Source organism: Pseudomonas sp. MH10, assembly GCF_034353045.1.
Classification (GTDB): Bacteria; Pseudomonadota; Gammaproteobacteria; order Pseudomonadales; family Pseudomonadaceae; genus Aquipseudomonas.
In genome coordinates this window covers 2,526,056-2,545,829 of sequence record NZ_CP133783.1, presented here as the reverse complement: position 1 = coordinate 2,545,829, position 19,774 = coordinate 2,526,056, and the positions used below count along the sequence as shown (strand labels likewise).

17 protein-coding genes are annotated in these 19,774 nt (G+C 57.4%); 5 read left to right on the top strand and 12 right to left on the bottom strand.

Going from position 1 to position 19,774, the window contains the following annotated elements:
- Positions 1-28: 28 nt before the first annotated feature.
- Positions 29-349 carry a GIY-YIG nuclease family protein gene (locus RHM59_RS11380; RefSeq protein WP_322167852.1) on the top strand — a complete coding sequence of 107 codons (321 nt, stop codon included), beginning with the start codon at positions 29-31 and terminating at the stop codon, positions 347-349.
- Between the two features lie 84 nt (positions 350-433).
- On the top strand, positions 434-1,366 hold the full coding sequence (locus tag RHM59_RS11375; protein ID WP_322286578.1) for a glutathione S-transferase family protein: 933 nt from the start codon (positions 434-436) through the stop codon (positions 1,364-1,366).
- A 6-nt stretch (positions 1,367-1,372) separates the two neighbouring features.
- Here the strand turns inward: RHM59_RS11375 and RHM59_RS11370 are convergent, their stop codons facing one another.
- Complete coding sequence (locus tag RHM59_RS11370; RefSeq protein ID WP_322167854.1) at positions 1,373-1,723, bottom strand: glutaredoxin family protein; 351 nt, start codon at positions 1,721-1,723, stop codon at positions 1,373-1,375.
- A 92-nt stretch (positions 1,724-1,815) separates the two neighbouring features.
- The gene (gene yejK / locus RHM59_RS11365; protein WP_322286577.1) at positions 1,816-2,817 is read right to left on the bottom strand and encodes a nucleoid-associated protein YejK; all 1,002 of its coding nucleotides are present in this window, start codon (positions 2,815-2,817) and stop codon (positions 1,816-1,818) included.
- 414 nt (positions 2,818-3,231) lie between these two features.
- On the opposite strand from yejK, the gene RHM59_RS11360 reads away from it, so the two are divergent.
- Positions 3,232-3,513: an HU family DNA-binding protein gene (locus RHM59_RS11360; protein ID WP_299829188.1), complete on the top strand. Its 282-nt coding sequence runs from the start codon at positions 3,232-3,234 to the stop codon at positions 3,511-3,513.
- A gap of 101 nt (positions 3,514-3,614) precedes the next feature.
- On the opposite strand, the gene rlmF is transcribed toward RHM59_RS11360, so the two are convergent.
- From rlmF to RHM59_RS11335, 5 genes are all read right to left on the bottom strand, one after another.
- Complete coding sequence (gene rlmF, locus RHM59_RS11355; protein WP_322286576.1) at positions 3,615-4,583, bottom strand: 23S rRNA (adenine(1618)-N(6))-methyltransferase RlmF; 969 nt, start codon at positions 4,581-4,583, stop codon at positions 3,615-3,617.
- 179 nt (positions 4,584-4,762) lie between these two features.
- Positions 4,763-7,609 (bottom strand): valine--tRNA ligase, encoded by a 2,847-nt coding sequence (locus RHM59_RS11350; protein ID WP_322167857.1) that lies wholly within the window; start codon positions 7,607-7,609, stop codon positions 4,763-4,765.
- Positions 7,610-7,771: 162 nt separating this feature from the next.
- Complete coding sequence (locus RHM59_RS11345; RefSeq protein ID WP_322286575.1) at positions 7,772-8,233, bottom strand: DNA polymerase III subunit chi; 462 nt, start codon at positions 8,231-8,233, stop codon at positions 7,772-7,774.
- 7 nt (positions 8,234-8,240) lie between these two features.
- The gene (locus tag RHM59_RS11340) at positions 8,241-8,669 is read right to left on the bottom strand and encodes a DNA polymerase III subunit chi (protein WP_322167859.1); all 429 of its coding nucleotides are present in this window, start codon (positions 8,667-8,669) and stop codon (positions 8,241-8,243) included.
- A 56-nt stretch (positions 8,670-8,725) separates the two neighbouring features.
- Complete coding sequence (locus tag RHM59_RS11335; protein WP_322286574.1) at positions 8,726-10,213, bottom strand: leucyl aminopeptidase; 1,488 nt, start codon at positions 10,211-10,213, stop codon at positions 8,726-8,728.
- Between the two features lie 336 nt (positions 10,214-10,549).
- On the opposite strand from RHM59_RS11335, the gene lptF reads away from it, so the two are divergent.
- Positions 10,550-11,671: an LPS export ABC transporter permease LptF gene (gene lptF / locus RHM59_RS11330; RefSeq protein WP_322167861.1), complete on the top strand. Its 1,122-nt coding sequence runs from the start codon at positions 10,550-10,552 to the stop codon at positions 11,669-11,671.
- Positions 11,664-12,725 carry an LPS export ABC transporter permease LptG gene (gene lptG, locus RHM59_RS11325; RefSeq protein WP_322286573.1) on the top strand — a complete coding sequence of 354 codons (1,062 nt, stop codon included), beginning with the start codon at positions 11,664-11,666 and terminating at the stop codon, positions 12,723-12,725. The genes lptF and lptG overlap by 8 nt, the downstream gene beginning before the upstream one ends.
- Positions 12,726-12,968: 243 nt before the next feature.
- Here lptG and RHM59_RS11320 read toward each other — a convergent pair whose 3' ends face one another.
- The 5 genes from RHM59_RS11320 to gcvP form a co-directional block, all read right to left on the bottom strand.
- Positions 12,969-13,457 (bottom strand): RDD family protein, encoded by a 489-nt coding sequence (locus RHM59_RS11320; protein WP_322167863.1) that lies wholly within the window; start codon positions 13,455-13,457, stop codon positions 12,969-12,971.
- Positions 13,458-13,555: 98 nt separating this feature from the next.
- Positions 13,556-13,768, bottom strand: a complete 213-nt coding sequence (locus RHM59_RS11315; RefSeq protein ID WP_005790849.1) for a cold-shock protein — start codon at positions 13,766-13,768, stop codon at positions 13,556-13,558.
- A gap of 391 nt (positions 13,769-14,159) precedes the next feature.
- Entirely contained in the window at positions 14,160-15,284 is a 1,125-nt protein-coding gene (gene gcvT, locus RHM59_RS11310; RefSeq protein WP_322286572.1) for a glycine cleavage system aminomethyltransferase GcvT, read from the bottom strand.
- A 71-nt stretch (positions 15,285-15,355) separates the two neighbouring features.
- Positions 15,356-16,732 carry an L-serine ammonia-lyase gene (locus RHM59_RS11305; protein ID WP_322286571.1) on the bottom strand — a complete coding sequence of 459 codons (1,377 nt, stop codon included), beginning with the start codon at positions 16,730-16,732 and terminating at the stop codon, positions 15,356-15,358.
- 169 nt (positions 16,733-16,901) lie between these two features.
- Positions 16,902-19,766, bottom strand: coding sequence for an aminomethyl-transferring glycine dehydrogenase (gcvP, locus tag RHM59_RS11300; RefSeq protein ID WP_322286570.1), 2,865 nt, complete (start codon positions 19,764-19,766; stop codon positions 16,902-16,904).
- Positions 19,767-19,774 lie beyond the last annotated feature (8 nt).

The following is a 19,774-nucleotide window of genomic DNA, read 5'->3' as shown; positions in this document are numbered from 1 at the left end:
TCTGTATCAGCGGTTGTTTCTTAGCCAAATGCCCACCTCTTCCATCAGCGCTGACGCGAGCGCCGCCAAGCCTTGGTTCGTCTACTTGGTGCGCGCCGCTAATGGCTCGTTGTACTGCGGAATAAGCGACGATCCCCATCGTCGCTTCGTGGCTCATCAACGTGGCAAAGGCGCACGCTTCTTCTACTCTAGCCCGGCGGTCGCGCTGGTTTACATCGAAGCGTGTTTCGACAAGGGTGAAGCTCTGCGCCAAGAGCGCTTGATCAAACAGTTGAAAAAAAGCGCGAAAGAAGCACTGGTGTCGAGCTTCGTTGTCGCACCTCAAAGCGTTATTCATCCACCGTCGTGATGACTGGCTATCAGGCTGAGTGGATAGGCTCGCCTCGCGCGGGGAGGTAAGCTTCAGGCTTTCCACCCACACGCGGAGCCGACCATGTCAGAGCTGATCTTGCATCACTATCCAACGTCCCCTTTCTCCGAAAAAGCCCGTTTGATGCTGGGTTTCAAAGGACTCTCATGGCGTTCGGTAATGATCTCCCCGATCATGCCCAAACCTGATCTGACTGTCCTGACCGGTGGCTATCGCAAAACCCCCGTGCTGCAAGTGGGCGCTGACATCTATTGTGATACCGCCATCATTGCCCGTCGGCTGGAGCAAGAAAAAGCCTTGCCGGCGTTCTTTCCTGAAGGTCAGGAGTTCACCGTGGCAAGTTTCGCGGCCTGGGCTGATTCGGTGATGTTCTTGCACGCCGTAAGCCTGGCCTTACAACCCGCTTCTGCGGCGCAGCGGTTTGCAAAACTGCCACCTGAGGGCGTCAAAGCATTCATGGTTGATCGTGCTGGGCTGTTCTCGGGGGGTAATGCCGTGCGGGTTACATTGGAGCAGGCCAAGCACCAATGGCCGACCTTGATGGCGCGTCTGGAGTTACAACTTGAGCGCAACGGTGACTTCCTGTTTGGTAAACCGTCGATTGCCGACCTCGCCTTGGCTCACCCGCTGTGGTTCGTCAAACAGGGATCCGTTACGGCGCCGCTGGTTGACGACTACCCGGCGATTACCGCTTGGTACCAGCGAGTGGAAGCCCTCGGCCATGGCGCGTTCAACGCGTTGAGTTCCACCGACGCACTTGAGATTGCCCGAAACGCCACACCCGCCGCCCTGCCAGACGAAGATTTCACCGACCCCAACGGTTTTAAGCCAGGTCAGAACGTTGTTATCTCAGCCATCGACTATGGCGTTGATCCGATTGAAGGTGAGTTAGTGTTCAGCGGTCGCGAAGAATTGATCCTGCGCCGGGACCATGAACACACGGGCGTGGTGCATGTGCATTTTCCGCGGCTGGGGTTTCGGATTGAGGCGCGTTGAGTCGAGCTACTTCAAAGCCGCCAATATCTCATCCGGGCTGAACCCTCTGATCAGTGTGCCATTGACGTCGATCATCGGGATGCCGCGTCCGCCCAGCGCCTCATAGGCTTTGCGGCCCTCGACGGATTTTTCGATGTCGAACTCTTTGAACGGGATGCCTTTGCTGTCGAGGAAGCGCCGCGTCTGTTTGCAGTAGCCGCACCAGTCGGTGGCGTACAGCACAACCTTGGCGTGCGCCTGGCTTTGGCTGGCCACTGCGGTGTCAGGGCTAAAGAAGTGCTCAATCTTGCCCCAGTTCTGGTAAGCGACCACGACCAGCATGATCAACACGAACTTCTTCAATGTGCGGACGAGCATGGGGTTACCTTTTATCAGTCTGTCTGATGTACCGCGCCGGCTGCTTCCCGAATATATTCGGTCTCACGGCTTGATAGGGGCTGATCGATTCTTCAGCGGCGTTTCAGCTGATCAGTGAGTTGGGTGGGCAGGCCTTTGATGATCAAGGTGCCGGCTTCTTCGTCGTATTCGATCTTGTCGCCCAGCAGGTGCGCTTCAAAGCTGATGGAGAGGCCCTCTGCGCGGCCGGTGAAGCGACGGAACTGGTTCAAGGTGCGCTTATCCGCCGGAATCTCCGGGGACAGGCCGTAGTCCTTGTCACGGATGTGATCGTAGAACGCTCGTGGGCGCTCTTCGTCGATCAAGCCGGACAATTCTTCCAAGCCCATGGGTTCGCCCATTTTGTTTTGGGCGCTGGCGTAATCCACCAAGGTTTTGGTTTTCTCCCGCGCGGACTCTTCTGGCAAGTCTTCGCTTTCTACGAAATCGCTGAACGCCTTGAGCAAGGTACGGGTTTCACCAGGGCCGTCAACGCCTTCCTGACAACCGATGAAGTCGCGGAAGTATTCGGATACTTTTTTGCCGTTTTTGCCTTTGATGAACGAAATGTATTGCTTGGACTGCTTGTTGTTCTGCCACTCGGAGACGTTGATGCGTGCCGCCAGGTGCAGGGTGCTCAAGTCGAGGTGGCGCGAAGGCGTCACGTCTAGCTCGGCGTTTACCGCCACGCCTTCGCTGTGGTGCAGCAGGGCGATGGCGAGGTAATCGGTCATGCCTTGCTGGTAGTGCGCGAACAACACGTGGCCACCGACCGACAGGTTGGATTCTTCCATCAGCTTTTGCAGGTGTTCAACGGCGATCTTGCTGAATGCCGTGAAATCCTTGCCGCCGTCCAAATACTCTTTGAGCCAGCCACTGAACGGGTGTGCCCCGGACTCAGCATGGAAAAAGCCCCACGCTTTGCCTTGTTTGGCGTTGTAGCTCTCGTTGAGGTCAGCAAGCATGTTCTCGATGGCCTGAGACTCGGCGAGTTCTGACTCACGGGCGTGCAGAATCGCTGGCGTACCGTCGGGTTTTTTCTCGATCAGGTGAACGATGCAATGACGGATCGGCATGGGCTTCTCGGTTGGAAAGTCATAGATGAAGAGCGGCGGGGGAGCCTGCGCTCAATTCAAAGTCGGCAAGTGTAACGCACCTTGGGCGGCGTAGATGTGTCCGGCGCACGGCGGGTTTTGGTCGGTTTTGAGTGTTTCTAACGTATTTTTTACCGTTTAACGCTCTAAAGCTGACCAAATGGGTAGGTAGGGGCGGATATTTGATTGCCTCTGTGCTAGTTTTGCCCCGTCTTGCGCACTTGAAGGGCGCTAAGCACGCAGTTTGTAAGCGTCAGGTCGAACCAAAACCCGGTTTCAGCATCTACAGTTCGCGATTGATCGTGGCTGCTACGTGAGGGCCAGGTTTATTGCCTGGCCCCGGGCCGACGCCACATTCTGCAATCCAAATGAATTAGATAGGGAAGGAACACCACCATGGCAATGACTAAAGACCAATTGATCGCCGATATCGCCGAAGCTATCGACGCGCCAAAAACCACCGCGCGTAATGCTCTTGAGCAATTGGGCCAGATTGTTGCTGATCAACTGGAAAACGGCGCTGAAATCACTTTGCCAGGCATTGGCAAATTGAAAGTCACTGAGCGTCCAGCTCGCACCGGCCGTAACCCTTCGACTGGCGCTGCCATCGAAATCGCTGCTAAAAAAGTCATCAAATTCGTACCGGCCAAAAGCCTTAGCGATTCGGTGAACAAGTAAGTATTCGTTTGCCCTGACCGGCAACCAGATCTTGCTGTAAAAAAGCCGTGCTTCGGATCACTCCGAGCACGGCTTTTTACTGTGTGATGCACTGAAAAATATCAGACTTTGGCTGCGGCCCAGCGCTTCTCGCGCCAGATACGCTGTTGCGTGTTGTCGAGGAAGGTCCAGGCCACGAAGCGGCTTGTTTTCTGGCCCTGAGACATCTCCACCACACGGCTGTCGAACACACCGGCTTTCTTCAGCGTGCTTTGAATCAACGGCAAGTTCGAGGCCTTGGAGACCAAGGTGCTGAACCAGAACACTTGTTGTGGCACGTGTTTGCTTTCGTTGATTAGCTGCGTCACGAAGCCAATTTCGCCGCCTTCACACCACAATTCCTGTGATTGCCCGCCAAAGTTCAGCACCGGCAACTTGCGTTTCGGGTCAGCCTTGCCCAAGGCGCGCCATTTGCGTTGGCTGCCGCGTTGCGCTTCTTCCCATGAGGCGTGGAACGGTGGGTTGCAGACGCTCAGGTCAAAACGCTCTTCGCTGTGCAGCAGGTCGAGCAAGATCTGTTTGCGGTTACTTTGCAAGCGCAGGCTGATGACTTTCTGCAGATTGTTGGATTTGACGATGGCGGTGGCGCCGGAGATTGCCGTGGGGTCGATTTCCGAACCGAGGAACTGCCAGCCGTAGTCACTGTGGCCAATCAATGGATAGACGCAATTAGCGCCCATGCCGATGTCCAGTGCGCGAATCGACGCGCCGCGTGGAATCACGCCGTCGTTGCTCTCAGCCAACAGGTCAGCCATGAAGTGCAAGTAATCGGCGCGGCCTGGAATCGGTGGGCACAGGTAATCGGCCGGGATGTCCCAATGCGCGACGCCGTAGAACGACTTGAGCAGGGCGCGGTTGAACACCCGCACTGCCGATGGGTTAGCGAAATCAATGCTTTCGTTACCGTAGGGATTGACCACCACGAACTCGGCCAGCTCGGGGCTGCTTTTGATCAGCTTCGGGAAATCGTAACGGCCTTGGTGACGGTTGCGCGGGTGCATCGTGGCTTTCGGTTTGTCTGGGGTGGTCATGGAATTCAATTCTGTAATGCAGGTGCACCACGCTGTAGGAGCGCGCTTTCCCGCGATTGCTGTGGGTCAGGCACCGTGTTTCATGATCAAAACCTTTGGTGTCTGGGCTGGCCATATCGCGGGCAAGCGCGCTCCTACAGAGAAGCTGGCCCGCGAACGAGCCAGCTTTGATGTCGCCGTTACAAGCTGGCGATGCGTGCGTGTTGTTCCGCCAGCTTGCCCAAGGCTTGTTCAGCCTCGGTCAATTTGGCGCGTTCCTTGGCAATCACTTCAGGTGGCGCTTTGTCGACGAACGCTGCGTTGGACAGCTTGCCGCCCACGCGTTGCACTTCACCTTGCAGGCGCAGGATTTCTTTGTCCAGACGCGCCAGCTCAGCGGCCTTGTCGATCAAACCGGCCATCGGTACCAGCACTTCCATTTCGCCGACCAATGCTGTCGCAGACAGCGGTGCTTCTGCGCCGGCAGCCAACACCGTAATAGATTCAAGCTTGGCCAGTTTTTTCAATAGGTAATCGTTTTCGGTCAGGCGGCGTTGATCTTCGGCGCTAACGTTCTTGAGGAACAACTGCAGTGGCTTGCCTGGGCCAATGTTCATTTCCCCACGAATATTCCGAGTGCCCAGCATCAGGCCCTTAAGCCATTCGATGTCGTCTTCGGCGGCCTGATCAATGCGCGTTTCGTTTGCCACTGGCCACGGTTGCAACATGATCGTCTTGCCAGTCACACCTGCCAGCGGCGCAAGGCGCTGCCAGATTTCTTCGGTAATGAACGGCATGAACGGATGAGCCAGACGCAACGCCACTTCCAGCACGCGAACCAGCGTACGGCGAGTGCCGCGCTGACGCTCGACCGGGGCATTTTCGTCCCACAGCACGGGCTTGGACAGCTCCAGGTACCAGTCGCAATATTGGTTCCAGATGAACTCGTACAACGCCTGTGCGGCGAGGTCGAAGCGGAACTGATCCAGTTGTCGGGTCACTTCGGCTTCAGTGCGCTGCAATTGCGAGATGATCCAGCGATCAGCCAGCGACAGCTCAACGGCTTCGCCGTTTTGGCCGCAATCTTCGCCTTTGTCCAGAACGTAGCGGGCTGCGTTCCAGATTTTATTGCAGAAGTTGCGATAGCCTTCAACGCGGCCCATGTCGAACTTAATGTCGCGGCCGGTGGACGCCAGCGAGCAGAATGTAAAGCGCAGGGCGTCAGTGCCGTAGCTGGCGATGCCGTCCGCGAACTCGTCACGGGTCTGCTTTTCAATCTTCTTCTGCAGTTTTGGCTGCATCAAGCCGGTGGTGCGCTTGGCGACCAGGTCTTCCAGCTCGATACCGTCAATGATGTCTAGCGGGTCAAGAACGTTGCCCTTGGACTTGGACATTTTCTGACCAAGGCCATCGCGGACCAAACCGTGAACGTAAACGGTCTTGAACGGAACTTGCGGTGTGCCGTCTTCGTTTTTCACCAGGTGCATGGTGAGCATGATCATCCGGGCGACCCAGAAGAAAATGATGTCGAAGCCAGTGACCAGCACGTCAGTGGAGTGGAAGGTCTTCAGCGCTTCGGTTTGTTCCGGCCAGCCGAGGGTGGAAAAGGTCCACAGTCCTGAGCTGAACCAGGTGTCTAGAACGTCGTTGTCTTGTTGCAGCGCAACCTCTGGCCCGAGATTGTTCTTCGCGCGGACTTCGGCTTCGTCGCGACCGACATAGACTTTGCCCGATTCGTCGTACCAAGCTGGAATCCGGTGGCCCCACCAGAGCTGACGGCTGATGCACCAGTCCTGAATGTCACGCATCCACGAGAAGTACATGTTTTCGTACTGCTTGGGCACGAACGCAATGCGGCCATCTTCCACAGCCGCGATGGCCGGCTCAGCCAGCGGCTTGGTGGAGACGTACCACTGATCGGTTAGCCAAGGTTCGATGATGGTCCCGGAGCGGTCGCCCTTGGGCACTTTCAGCGCATGGTCGTCGACGCTGACCAGCAGGCCAGCGGCGTCAAAGGCGGCAACGATTTGTTTGCGCGCTTCGAAACGATCAAGACCGGCATAGACGGCGGGCAGCGTGCCGTCGATCAGCTCATTCAGCGTGCCGTCGATGTTGAACACCTGTGCAGCAGGCAGCACGGCGGCGTTTTTGTCGAAAATATTCAACAGTGGCAGGTTGTGGCGCTTGCCGACTTCATAGTCGTTGAAATCGTGGGCTGGGGTGATTTTCACGCAGCCGGTGCCGAATTCAGGATCGCAATAGTCATCAGCGATGATCGGGATGCGGCGGCCTACCAATGGCAGTTCAACGAACTTTCCAATCAGGGCTTTGTAGCGTTCGTCTTCCGGGTTAACGGCAACGGCGGCGTCGCCGAGCATGGTTTCCGGGCGGGTGGTAGCGACAACGAGGTAATCCAGGCCATCAGCGGTTTTCGCGCCATCGGCCAGTGGGTAACGCAGGTTCCAGAGGAAACCTTTCTCGTCGTGGTTTTCCACTTCCAGATCGGAAATAGCGGTGTGCAGTTTGGTGTCCCAGTTGACCAAACGCTTGCCACGATAGATCAGACCGTCTTCATGCAGGCGTACAAACGCTTCTTTCACCGACTCGGACAGGCCGTCGTCCATGGTGAAGCGCTCGCGGCTCCAATCCACCGACGAGCCCAGGCGACGAATCTGACGGCTGATGTTGCCGCCGGACTGATCTTTCCATTCCCAGATTTTTTCGAGGAATTTGTCGCGACCCAGATCATGACGGCTCAGGCCTTGGGCTTCGATCTGACGCTCCACTAGCATTTGCGTGGCGATACCGGCGTGGTCGGTGCCCGGCTGCCACAGGGTGTTGCGACCCTGCATGCGGCGGAAACGGATCAAGGCGTCCATGATCGCGTTGTTGAAACCATGGCCCATGTGCAAGCTGCCAGTGACGTTCGGCGGCGGGATCATGATGGTGTACGGGTCACCAGCGCCTTGCGGAGCGAAATAATTCTCGGACTCCCAGGTCTGATACCAGGAAGTTTCAATGGCGTGGGGCTGGTAGGTCTTTTCCATGCGCGGCTGGACCCTATTGGCATTAATTCAGGAAAGCCGGCAAGTATAGCGGGAGGGGCAGTTTCAAGCCACAAGCTGAGGTCTTGTAGGCGCCGCCGAAGGCTGCGAACGGCTGTAAACCCTATCGCTGCCTCCGGCAGGTCCTACGGTTTTATGCGGTGTTCAAGACGGGTATTGGCTTAATAGCCGCTCCATCCTGGCATCAAGCCGGCGTTTGATTTCGGTTTCTATGTGGGGGGCGAAGTCGTCAATCACGTCTTGCATGATCAATTGCGCGGCGGCGCGCAGTTCGTTGTCCAAGTGCAGCAGTAGATCCGGGTTCGGCGCGGCTGGCTCGACGGTCGGCTCCGGTATTAAGGTCGGTATGTCGGCTTCGTCGTCTTCAATATCGGCAACCTGCGCAACAGGTTCGGCGTCGAAAAAAGGGCTTTCGGCCGCTTGGACTTTGGCCGTTGTCGCTGTTTGAGCGCCGACCACATCGAACAACAACGGGATTTGCACGTCGCTCTTAACGCTGTCGGTCAGCAAGGGCGGTTGCAATGAATCATCACCGAGCAGCTGGCGGATCGACTCGAGGTCATCCAGCAAATGCGCGGAGTCTTTCAGGGGTTTTGGAATATCCATCGTGTGCTCAGAGACGCTGTAACCGGTGATCTTGCAGAGGATAGCCCTGTTCACGATAGAAGCGAAAACTCTCTCGTGCGGCCAGACGAATTGCGGGATCTTCTACTACTACTTCCGCCACACGGGCGAAGCGCTTGAAGAATTCGGGGATACGCAGGTCCAGATTGACCAGCAAATCCTGATGTTGCCCTGGGTCATCGCCCAGTCCCAGTACGATCGGAGCCTCCTGATCGTCCTCGGCGTTGCCGTGCGGTACGAAGCTTTCGCCTTTGAAGCGCCACAGCCGTGCGTCGAGGTCCTCCCGCTGAGCGGCATCGCTGCAATGCAAATAGACCCGATGACCGAGGCGCCAGGCTTTTTCGCTGAGTTTGCAGGCGAAATCCAGGCGTGCCGAAGGATCGGCGCTGGGTAGGATGTAAAAATCGACTTGAGTCATGTCAGTTCCAGAGCGCAGAACGTATCAGCCGGGCGGCCGATACGTCCTGAAGCGTTTTACACGCCAGCGCGGTCGAGCAGGTATTGAGTCAACAATGGAACCGGACGGCCAGTGGCGCCTTTGTCCTTGCCGCTCAGCCATGCAGTGCCGGCGATGTCCAGGTGCGCCCAGTTGTAGGCTTTGGCGAAGCGTGACAGGAAGCAACCGGCGGTAATGGTGCCGCCTTTGGGGCCGCCAATGTTGGCGATGTCAGCAAACGGGCTGTCCAGTTGTTCTTGGTATTCATCGAACAACGGCAATTGCCAGGCACGGTCGTCGGCTTGTTTGCCGGCGTCGAGCAATTGCCCGATCAGTTCGTCGTTGTTACCCATCAGTCCGGACGTATGGCCGCCCAAGGCAACGACGCAGGCGCCGGTCAGGGTTGCGATGTCGATGACTGCCTGGGGCTTGAAGCGTTCGGCGTAGGTCAGGGTGTCACACAGCACCAGACGGCCTTCGGCGTCAGTGTTGAGAATCTCGACGGTCTGGCCGCTCATGGTGCTGACGATATCGCCGGGGCGAGTGGCGCTGCCGCTCGGCATGTTTTCGGCACAGGCCAGCAGGCACACCAGGTTGATCGGCAGTTGCAGTTCAAGCACAGCGCGCAGTGTGCCGAACACACTGGCGGCACCGCACATGTCGAACTTCATCTCGTCCATGCCAGCGGCAGGCTTGATGCTGATGCCGCCGGTATCAAAGGTAATGCCCTTGCCTACCAACACGAATGGCTTGTCGGTTTTCTTGCCGCCCTGGTAATTCATGACGATCAAGCGCGGAGGCTGGGCGCTGCCAATGGAAACGGCGAGGAACGCGCCCATGCCCAAGTCTTTGAGCTTCTTCTCGTCGTGAATCTCGACCTTGAGGTTTTTGTGCTCTTTGCCCAGGCTTTTAGCTTCTTCAGCCAAGTAGCTCGGGTGGCAGATGTTTGGCGGCAGGTTGCCCAAGTCGCGGGTGAACGCCATGCCCGTTGCGATGGCAGCGGCATGGATGGCTGCGCGCTCAGTATCCGCCTGAGTGGTTTTGCTGGTCAGCAGGGTAATTTTTTTCAGCGCACGCGGTTCGGCTTTTTGGCTCTTGAAACGATCGAACACGTATTCGCCATCCGCCAGGGTTTCCACCAGCAAACGTGCTTTACCGTAAGTGTCGCGATTTTTCACAACCAGCCCATCAAGAACTAACACGGCATCGCTGCCACCCAGGCCTTTCAATACGGACAATGTGCTGCTGACGACTTTGCGAAAGTGACGGTCAGACAACTCGCCGGCTTTGCCCACGCCCACCAACAGCACGCGCTCAGCTTTGAGGTGAGGCAGGTTGTGCAGCAACAGGCTCTGCCCGACTTTGCCCGCCAGATCGCCACGTTTCAGGACAGCGGCGATCGCCCCACCGGTCAGGGTGTCGAGGCTTTTAGCCGCGTCGCTAAGCACGCGACCTTCGGCGACGGCGAGAACCAGGGTGGCGGTTTTCAAGGTTTCTGGGCTAGCACTTTTAACAACAAATTCCATGTCGGGGTCCCCGATAAACGGTGGGTTTTCGCAGAAAGAATGAAGCGCACAGTCACAGCGCGTTGTTTCGCACCGGTGATGCCTGCGGCAAGGCCCGCAGTTTGACCCTGACTAACGGACCCTGACAACCCTTCACGTGCCAGGTTTTTACTCACTACGGCGTCGTCGCACACAGAGTCTCGCGCTTCTATGCAGACCGCGCAGTGACAGACACCCTCAATCACAGGATAATGCCGCATATTTTTTTGGTGGTTCGTCTCTGCGAGCCGTTAGTCATCGTGGCTGATACGTTTTTTGTTTGGCCATCTGTGCCTGACAATCCTGGAGTGTCTTGGTTTGATCGTCTTTCGTTATCTGTCCCGAGAAGTGCTGGTGACCATGAGCGCCGTCAGCGCTGTGTTGCTGGTGATCATCATGAGCGGACGTTTCATCAAGTACCTGGCTCAAGCCGCATCAGGTGCGCTCGATCCCGGCGTGCTGTTCATGATCATGGGCTTTCGCCTGCCAGGTTTCATGCAACTGATTTTGCCGTTGGGGCTGTTCCTGGGCATTCTTCTGTCTTACGGTCGCCTTTACCTCGAAAGCGAAATGACCGTACTGGCGGCGACCGGCATGAGTCAGCAACGCTTATTGTGGATGACCATGGCCCCGGCGGCCGTTGTGGCCCTGGTGGTCACTTGGCTGAGCTTGGGGTTGGCACCGCAAGGCGCCGCGCAGGTCGCAATGATCGTCAACCAACAAGACGCAATGACCGAGTTCGACACTCTGGAGCCGGGGCGTTTCCAGGCGCTGCGTGACGGTTCGCGGATTACCTATACCAAAACCCTGTCCGAAGACCGCGCCCAGCTCGGCGGTGTGTTTATTTCTGAAAAGCGCTTGTCTAGCGACGGCAAAAAGGACCAGGGTATTTCCGTACTGGTTGCCGAAAAGGGGCGCCAAGAGGTCAAGCCTGACGGCACCCGTTACCTTATTCTGGAAAATGGTTACCGCTACGACGGTAATCCCGGCGAGGCGAACTACCGCGCCATCAAGTACGACACCTATGGCGCTGTATTGCCTAAGCCGGAAATCAGTGAAGAAGTCACCGACCGCGAAGCCATCCCTACGCGCGACTTGATCGGTAACGACACCTTGCGCGCCAAGGCAGAACTGCAATGGCGTTTGTCGCTGCCGTTGCTGGTCTTCATCGTTACCTTGATCGCCGTGCCGCTTTCCAAGGCCAACCCGCGACAAGGGCGTTTCCTCAAACTGCTTCCGGCGATTCTTCTTTATATGGCGTATCTCACCATCCTGATTGCTGCGCGCGGAGCGCTTGAGCGCGGCAAGATTCCAATAGTCTTTGGTTTGTGGTGGGTACATGCGCTGTTTCTGTCCATCGGCATCCTGTTGCTGTACTGGGAATCTCTGCGGTTGGGCATGGCGAGTCGCCGCGACGCGAAGGAGGTGACCCGTGGTTAAAATTGACCGTTATATCGGCAAAAGCGTTTTAGTCGCGATCCTGGGTGTACTGGGTGTCATTTTGGGCCTGGCCTCGCTGTTCGCTTTCATTGATGAAATGGGCGACATCAGCGACACCTACACTCTGATGGACGCCAGCTCGTTCGTGTTGCTGACGGCACCTCGACGGGTCTATGAGATGTTGCCGATGTCGGCGTTGATTGGCTGTCTGGTGGGGCTCGGCAGTCTGGCCAGCAGCAGCGAACTGACCATCATGCGAGCGGCTGGCGTGTCGGTTGGGCGCATTGTCTGGGCGGTCATGAAGCCGATGCTGTTGCTCATGGTGGCTGGCGTACTGGTTGGCGAATATGTTGCCCCGGTCAGCGAAGACATGGCTCAGTCCAACCGCTCCTTGGCGCAAGGTGGCGGCGACGCACAAAGCAGCAAATACGGCGTATGGCACCGCGAGGGCGAGGAGTTTATTCACATCAACGCCGTGCAACCTAACGGTGTGCTGTATGGCGTGACCCGTTACCGCTTCGACGATCAGCGTCATATGCAGATCGCTAGTTTTTCCAAACACGCGAAGTTTGAGAAGGACCACTGGCAACTGCAAGACGTGACCACCACGGTATTCCATGGTGACAGCACTGAAATCGTAACCAGCCCGAGCGAGCGCTGGGGTGTGACATTAAGCCCACAGCTTTTGAGTACGCTGGTCTTGCCGCCGGACTCGCTGTCGATTTCCGGACTGTGGAGTTATTCGCACTATCTGGCGGAGCAGGGTTTGAACAACGGTCGTTACTGGCTAGCCTTCTGGACGAAGGTCTTGCAGCCGTTGGTGACCATGGCCTTGGTGTTGATGGCCATCTCGTTCATCTTCGGACCGTTGCGATCAGTGACCCTGGGCCAAAGGGTGTTTACCGGCGTGCTGGTGGGCTTTACCTTCCGCATCGCCCAAGACCTGCTGGGGCCGTCGAGTCTGGTGTTCGGCTTCTCACCACTGTTCGCGGTGCTGGTGCCGTCCGGGATTTGCGCTATTGCAGGCATTTGGCTGCTGCGTCGAGCGGGGTAATCCATCTGTAGTAGCTAACGTTAGCGAAGGTCCTTCGGACCTTATCGCAGCCTTCGGCAGCTCTTACAGAAATCTGTGCATCGCCAGAATCCGTGGGACTGAATTCATTCGGGAAGGGCTCCGCGCGGTATTTCAGCAAGGCCGCGCTGCCTGCTATATCGCCCTTTGAAATGTGTCAGGTATAACGCTTCCCGAATAAATGCGGTCCCACACAGCCCCTACAGTTACGCAATATTCCCAGTATCATCCCTTCTGCTTCGGCACCCGTACCAACTGTGTGTCGGAATACATGTCATGCCAGCTACGTTTCTGCTTGTCAAAGAGCACCCAGAAAAACCCCAGCCCTACGCAGAGCCACGAGCCGATCGAGACCACGAAGCGCAGCAGCGCCTGCCACAGGCTGATGCCGGTGCCGTCGGCGTTTTGCACGCGGATGCCCCAGACCTGCATGCCGAGGGTTTGACCCGAGTGGGTCCAGAATTTCGCGAAGAAGCCGAACAGCACAAACAGCAGGATCGTTGACAGCAACGGGTCGCCATCCAGCGTGCCAGCTTCTGATAAGGCTCGCAGTTTGGCTTCGCCGACAAACGCCATCAAAATCAGTTTGTACACCAGGGTGGTGACCATGAGCAGGGCGATGCAAAGCAGGGTGTCGTAAACCATTGCTGCCAAGCGACGACCTAGCCCCGCAATGGGAAAGTCACCTTGGGGACGAAGCTGATGTGTCGACATGGCAGACGCTCGATTACAAAAAAGAAAGCATTTTACGGAATCCCACGCATAAAAAAGCCCCTGATGGTCAACATCAGGGGCTTTTCTGTTCCAGTTACTTACCCTTCGGCTTGAACTTCATCCGCCTGCAGACCTTTTTGGCCCTGCACGGAGATAAAGGTTACTTTCTGGCCTTCTTTCAGGCTCTTGAAGCCGTTGCCCTGAATAGCGCGGAAATGGACGAACAGATCCGGCCCGCTTTCTGGCGTGATAAAACCAAAACCCTTTTCGTCGTTAAACCACTTGACGGTACCGCTCTGACGTTCAGCCATTTTCTTTATTCCTTGAAACTTAAATTAATGACAGTCCCTTTCCGTTGAAAGAGAGCTGGGACTGGTTGCAGGAAGAAAGAATCGTCGAACGGGATGTAGCAATGCTTGGCTCTACTGTCCAGGTCACGGTTCAAGCGACCCATGCAAACACAGTTGAGAAACTTTACGCCAACTTCGTCCGGAAAAACAAGCCCGGTTCAGGACCGGTTTCCGGGGCTCTCCGGCCTGTTTGAAAAATTTAACCGATGCGGTGCAATCGATAGATTTTGCCGGGAAGTTGAGGCTATAAGCGTGGCGGGGAAGGGACTAAGCGCGCGGTTCAACGAGGCGGTATTGCGAGGGGATGACCGTTCTGCGCACTGTTTTTGCTCAGTGCGCAGGTGTCATTGTATTAACCGCGGAAGTAACGCTGTGCCACGAATGGCATTTTGCTGACCTTCATTGGAATTTTTTTGCCGCGCACGATAGCCCAGACTTCGCTGTCCAATGCGACGTGGGCGCTGTCGAGGTACGCCATGACCAACGGACCGCCAAGGCTTGGACCGAAGCCGCCACTGGTGACACTGCCGATAATTTTGTCATCAGCGTCGACGATCTCTGCGCCTTCGCGCACGGGGGTGCGTTCTTGTGGCAGGAGGCCGACACGTTTGCGAGCGACGCCAGCCTGCTGCTGAGCGAAGATCTGTTGTGCGCCAGGGAAGCCACCGACACGCGCGCCGTCGGCACGTCGTACCTTGGAGATGGCCCACAACAGGCTCGCTTCGATAGGTGTGGTCTCGGTGTTCATGTCGTGGCCGTACAGGCAAAGACCGGCTTCCAGGCGCAGCGAGTCACGTGCGCCGAGGCCAATCGGTGCAACTTCAGGCTCGTCCAGCAGGCGTCGGGCCAAGGCTTCAGCGTGGTCCGCCGGAACCGAGATTTCGTAGCCGTCTTCGCCGGTGTAACCCGAGCGGCTGACGTAGCAATCAGCACCCAGCAGTGTCACTTTAGCGAACTGCATGAAGGTCATTTTCGCCACTTCAGGCGCCAGACGTGCAAGCACTGTTACAGCGGCCGGGCCTTGCAGGGCGAGGAGGGCGCGCGCTTCGAACAACGGCTCGATGTCGCACTGACCTGCCAAATGTTTCTGGATATGCGCTAGGTCATCGTCTTTGCAGGCGGCGTTGACCACCAGAATCAACTGGTCGTTACCGATATTGGCGACCATCAGGTCGTCCAGGATGCCGCCGTTTTCGTTGGTGAACATGGCGTAGCGTTGCATGCCCACTGGCAGGTCGATAATGTCGACCGGCACCAGCGTTTCCAGGGCTTTGGCGGCGTTGGCGCCGGTCAAGCGAATCTGGCCCATGTGCGACACGTCAAACAAACCGGCCTGGGCGCGGGTGTGCAAATGTTCTTTAAGCACACCCGCGGGGTATTGCACCGGCATGTCATAACCGGCGAACGGGACCATTTTTGCGCCGAGTTCGCGGTGCAGGGCGTGAAGCGGTGTGGTTAACAAGTGTTCGGTGGACATTGATGACTCCTAAGATTTTCCAGACTCGTCTAAATAGCGACAATTCCAGTGGATGGCATGAGGCTGAAATGTCAGCACTCGATAATGTTCACGGCCAGCCCGCCTCGGGCTGTTTCCTTGTATTTGCTCTTCATGTCAGCGCCGGTCTGGCGCATGGTGCGGATCACTTTGTCGAGGGACACAAAGTGCTGACCGTCGCCACGCAGCGCCATGCGCACGGCATTGATGGCCTTGACCGAACCCATGGCGTTGCGCTCGATGCACGGCACTTGCACCAGTCCGCCAATCGGGTCGCAGGTCAGGCCGAGGTTATGTTCCATGCCGATTTCGGCAGCGTTTTCCACTTGTTGAACGTTACCGCCCAAGACTTCGCACAACGCGCCAGCCGCCATGGAACAGGCTACGCCGACTTCGCCTTGACACCCCACTTCAGCCCCAGAGATCGATGCGTTCTCCTTGTAGAGAATACCGATGGCGGCCGCCGTAAGCAGAAAACGCACGACGCCGTCTTCGTTGGCCCCAGTAATAAAACGCATGTAGTAATGCAGCACCGCTGGAATAATCCCTGCCGCGCCGTTGGTGGGCGCAGTGACGACGCGGCCGCCATTGGCGTTTTCTTCGTTGACCGCCAACGCGTACAGGTTCACCCAGTCCAACACTGACAGCGCATCGCGTAGCGCGGCTTCAGGGTGCTGGCACAGCTGGCGGTGCAGGGCGGCAGCGCGGCGCTTGACCTTCAAGCCGCCCGGTAAAATGCCTTCGTTACGGCAGCCTGCGGTGACGCAGTCCTGCATGACTTGCCAAATCTTCAGCAGACCGCTGCGGGTTTCTGCTTCCGGGCGCCAAGCGGATTCATTGAGTAGCATTACTTCGCTAATGGACAACCCATGGGTGGTGCAATGGCTGAGCAACGCTTTGGCGCTTTTGAAGGGGAAGGTCAGCGGCGTGCTGTCTTCGACAATGCGGTCTGCGCCGGCGGCGTCTTCATCGACGACAAAACCGCCGCCGACTGAATAATATTCGCGACTACGGATCTGCAATCCAGCGGCATCGAAGGCACGGAAAATCATGCCGTTGGGATGGAACGCCAAGGGCTTGCGGATCATCGCCAGGTGTAGTTTTTCATTGAACGCAATACTGTGTTCACCCAGCAGATTCAAGCGTTCACTGCCACGGATCTGTTGCAGTCGCTCGGCGACGGTTTCGGTATTGACCGTGTCCGGGTGCTCGCCTTCCAGGCCCAGCAACACCGCTTTATCACTGCCATGGCCCTTGCCGGTCGCGCCCAGCGAACCATACAGCTCGACCTTGATGCTGGCCGTGCTGGTTAACACGTTGTCGCGACGCAGACCTTCGGCAAACCGAGCAGCGGCGCGCATTGGGCCAACAGTGTGCGAGCTGGAGGGTCCGATGCCGATCTTGAACAGGTCAAACACGCTCAGTGACATGGTGCACTCCGGTATTTTTTGTTGTTTTAAATGCGGTTATCCAGACGTACCGCGTTAAGCCATTCGCGAATAAATTCGCTCCCACAGGGGCCGATGCAGAACCTGTGGGAGCGAATTCATTCGCGAAGGCGGTGTGCCAGACACACCGCAACAGTACGCCCCGTCTAGATCAAGCCTCTTGATAGCTCTCAATCGATGGGCACGCGCAGATCAAGTTGCGATCACCAAACACGTTGTCGACGCGACCCACTGGCGGCCAGTATTTGCCGTCGATCAACGAAGCCACCGGGTACACCGCTTGTTCACGGCTATAGGGGTGAGTCCACTCGCCAACGATTTCGGCCGCGGTGTGCGGTGCGTTTTTCAGCGGGTTGTCTTCCTTGTCCAGCGCGCCGCTTTCCACTGCGCGAATCTCTTCGCGGATGCAGATCATGGCGTCGCAGAAACGGTCCAGTTCTTCCTTGGATTCGCTTTCGGTCGGCTCAATCATCAAGGTACCGGCCACCGGGAACGACATGGTGGGTGCGTGGAAGCCGAAGTCGATCAGGCGCTTGGCGACGTCATCAACGCTGATGCCGCTGCTGTCTTTCAAGGGACGCAGATCGAGGATGCATTCGTGTGCCACCAGACCATTGCTGCCGGTGTACAGCACGGGGTAATGCTCTTCCAGGCGTCGCGATATGTAGTTGGCATTGAGAATCGCCAACTGCGAAGCACGCTTGAGGCCAGCCCCACCCATCATGCGGATGTACATCCAGGTAATCGGCAAAATGCTTGCGCTGCCGAACGGTGCCGCGCAGACCGCGCCCACCTTGCGCTCCATCGTGGCGTGGCCCGGAAGAAACGGGGCAAGGTGCGATTTCACGCCAATCGGGCCAACGCCTGGACCGCCACCGCCGTGGGGAATGCAGAAAGTTTTGTGCAGGTTCAGGTGCGACACGTCGCCCCCGAATTTTCCTGGTGCGCAGAGGCCAACCATCGCGTTCATGTTGGCGCCGTCGATGTAGACCTGACCGCCGTTATCGTGAACGATGCCGCAGATTTCGCGAATGCCTTCTTCGAACACGCCATGGGTCGACGGGTAAGTGATCATTAGCGCGGCGAGGTGTTCGCGGTGCTCGGTGGCTTTAGCGCGGAGGTCTTCGATGTCGACGTTACCGCGTGCATCGCAGGCGGTTACGACGACTCGCATACCGGCCATGTTGGCGGTCGCCGGGTTGGTGCCGTGGGCAGAAGATGGGATCAGGCAGATGTCGCGGCGCTCGTCGCCACGGCTCTGGTGGTAAGCACGAATGGCCAGCAGGCCAGCGTATTCACCTTGAGAACCGGCGTTCGGTTGCAGCGAAATCGCGTCATAACCGGTGGCGGCGCAGAGCATCGCTTCCAGTTCGTCGGTCAATTGCTGATAACCCAGGCTTTGCTCGGCAGGAGCGAACGGGTGCAGATTGCCGAACTCGGCCCAGGTGATCGGAATCATTTCGCTGGCGGCGTTGAGCTTCATGGTGCACGAGCCCAGCGGGATCATGGTGCGGTCCAGCGCAAGGTCCTTGTCGGCCAGTTTGCGCAGGTAGCGCATCAACTCGGTTTCGGAGTGATAACGGTTGAACACCGGGTGGCTGAGGATCGGCGACTGGCGCAACAGCGCGGCAGGCAGCTTCGATTCGACACTGGCGGCCAGTGCATTGAAGTCCGGCAGGCGTTGTCCATCGGCAGCAAATACCAGCCACAACTCTTCAATGTCAGCCTGTTGGATGGTTTCATCGAACGACAGGCCAAGGCGCTGGGCGTCGATTTCACGCAGGTTGATTTGTTGTGCGCGGGCTTTGGCGTGCAGGGTCGCGGTATCGGCGCCAGTGACCAGGGTCAGGCTGTCGAAAAAGAACGCTTGCTCAACGTTCAAGCCTAATTGGCTCAAGCCTTGGGCGAAAATTGCGGTCAACTGATGCGTGCGCTTGGCGATTTGCGTCAAGCCACGAGGACCGTGGTACACGGCGTACATGCTGGCGATATTGGCCAGCAATACCTGAGCGGTGCAGATGTTGCTGGTGGCCTTCTCACGGCGAATATGTTGTTCGCGGGTTTGCATGGCCAGACGCAACGCAGACTTGCCGTGGCGATCAACGGACACACCGACCAAACGGCCAGGCATGTCGCGTTTGAAGGCGTCGCGGGTAGAGAAGTAAGCCGCGTGCGGGCCACCGAAGCCCAGCGGGACGCCGAAACGTTGTGCGCTACCGATGGCCACGTCTGCGCCAAACTCACCCGGCGGGGTCAGCAACGTCAGGGCCAACAGGTCAGCTGCGACCGCAACCAGTGCGTGGGAAGCGTGGAAGCGTTCTACAAGTTCGCGGTAGTCAAACACGTCGCCATTGCTGGCGGGGTATTGCAGCAGCGCGCCGAAGTATTCACCGACCTCGGTCAGTTCGCTTTCATCGGCGACCACTACCGTAATGCCCAGGGGTTCGGCACGGGTGCGCAGCACGTCCAGGGTCTGTGGGTGGCAATGGCTGGAGGCGAAGAACAGGTGGCTGCTCTTGTTCTTGCTCAAGCGTTTGCAGAAGGTCATGGCTTCGGCGGCGGCGGTGGCTTCATCGAGCAACGAGGCATTGGATATCGGCAGCCCGGTCAGGTCGCTGATCAGGGTCTGATAATTAAGCAACGACTCCAGACGGCCTTGGGAAATCTCTGGTTGATACGGCGTGTAAGCGGTGTACCAGGCCGGATTTTCCAGCAGGTTGCGCAGGATCGGCGCCGGGGTGTGGGTGTTGTAATAGCCTTGACCGATGTAGGTCTTGAACAGCTGGTTTTTGCCGGCGATGACTTTGATCGAAGCCAGTGCATCTGCTTCGCTTTGACCTGGGCCCATGTCGAGGACGCTGGTGCCTTTAATGCTTTCTGGGATGACGGCGGCGCTCAACGCTTCCAAGGAGTCGAAGCCCAGGGTGGTGAGCATGGCTTTTTCGTCAGCCGGACGCGGGCCGATGTGGCGCGCGACAAATTCGTTGGCGGTGCTCAACTCGATACGATCAGTCATGGCTATTC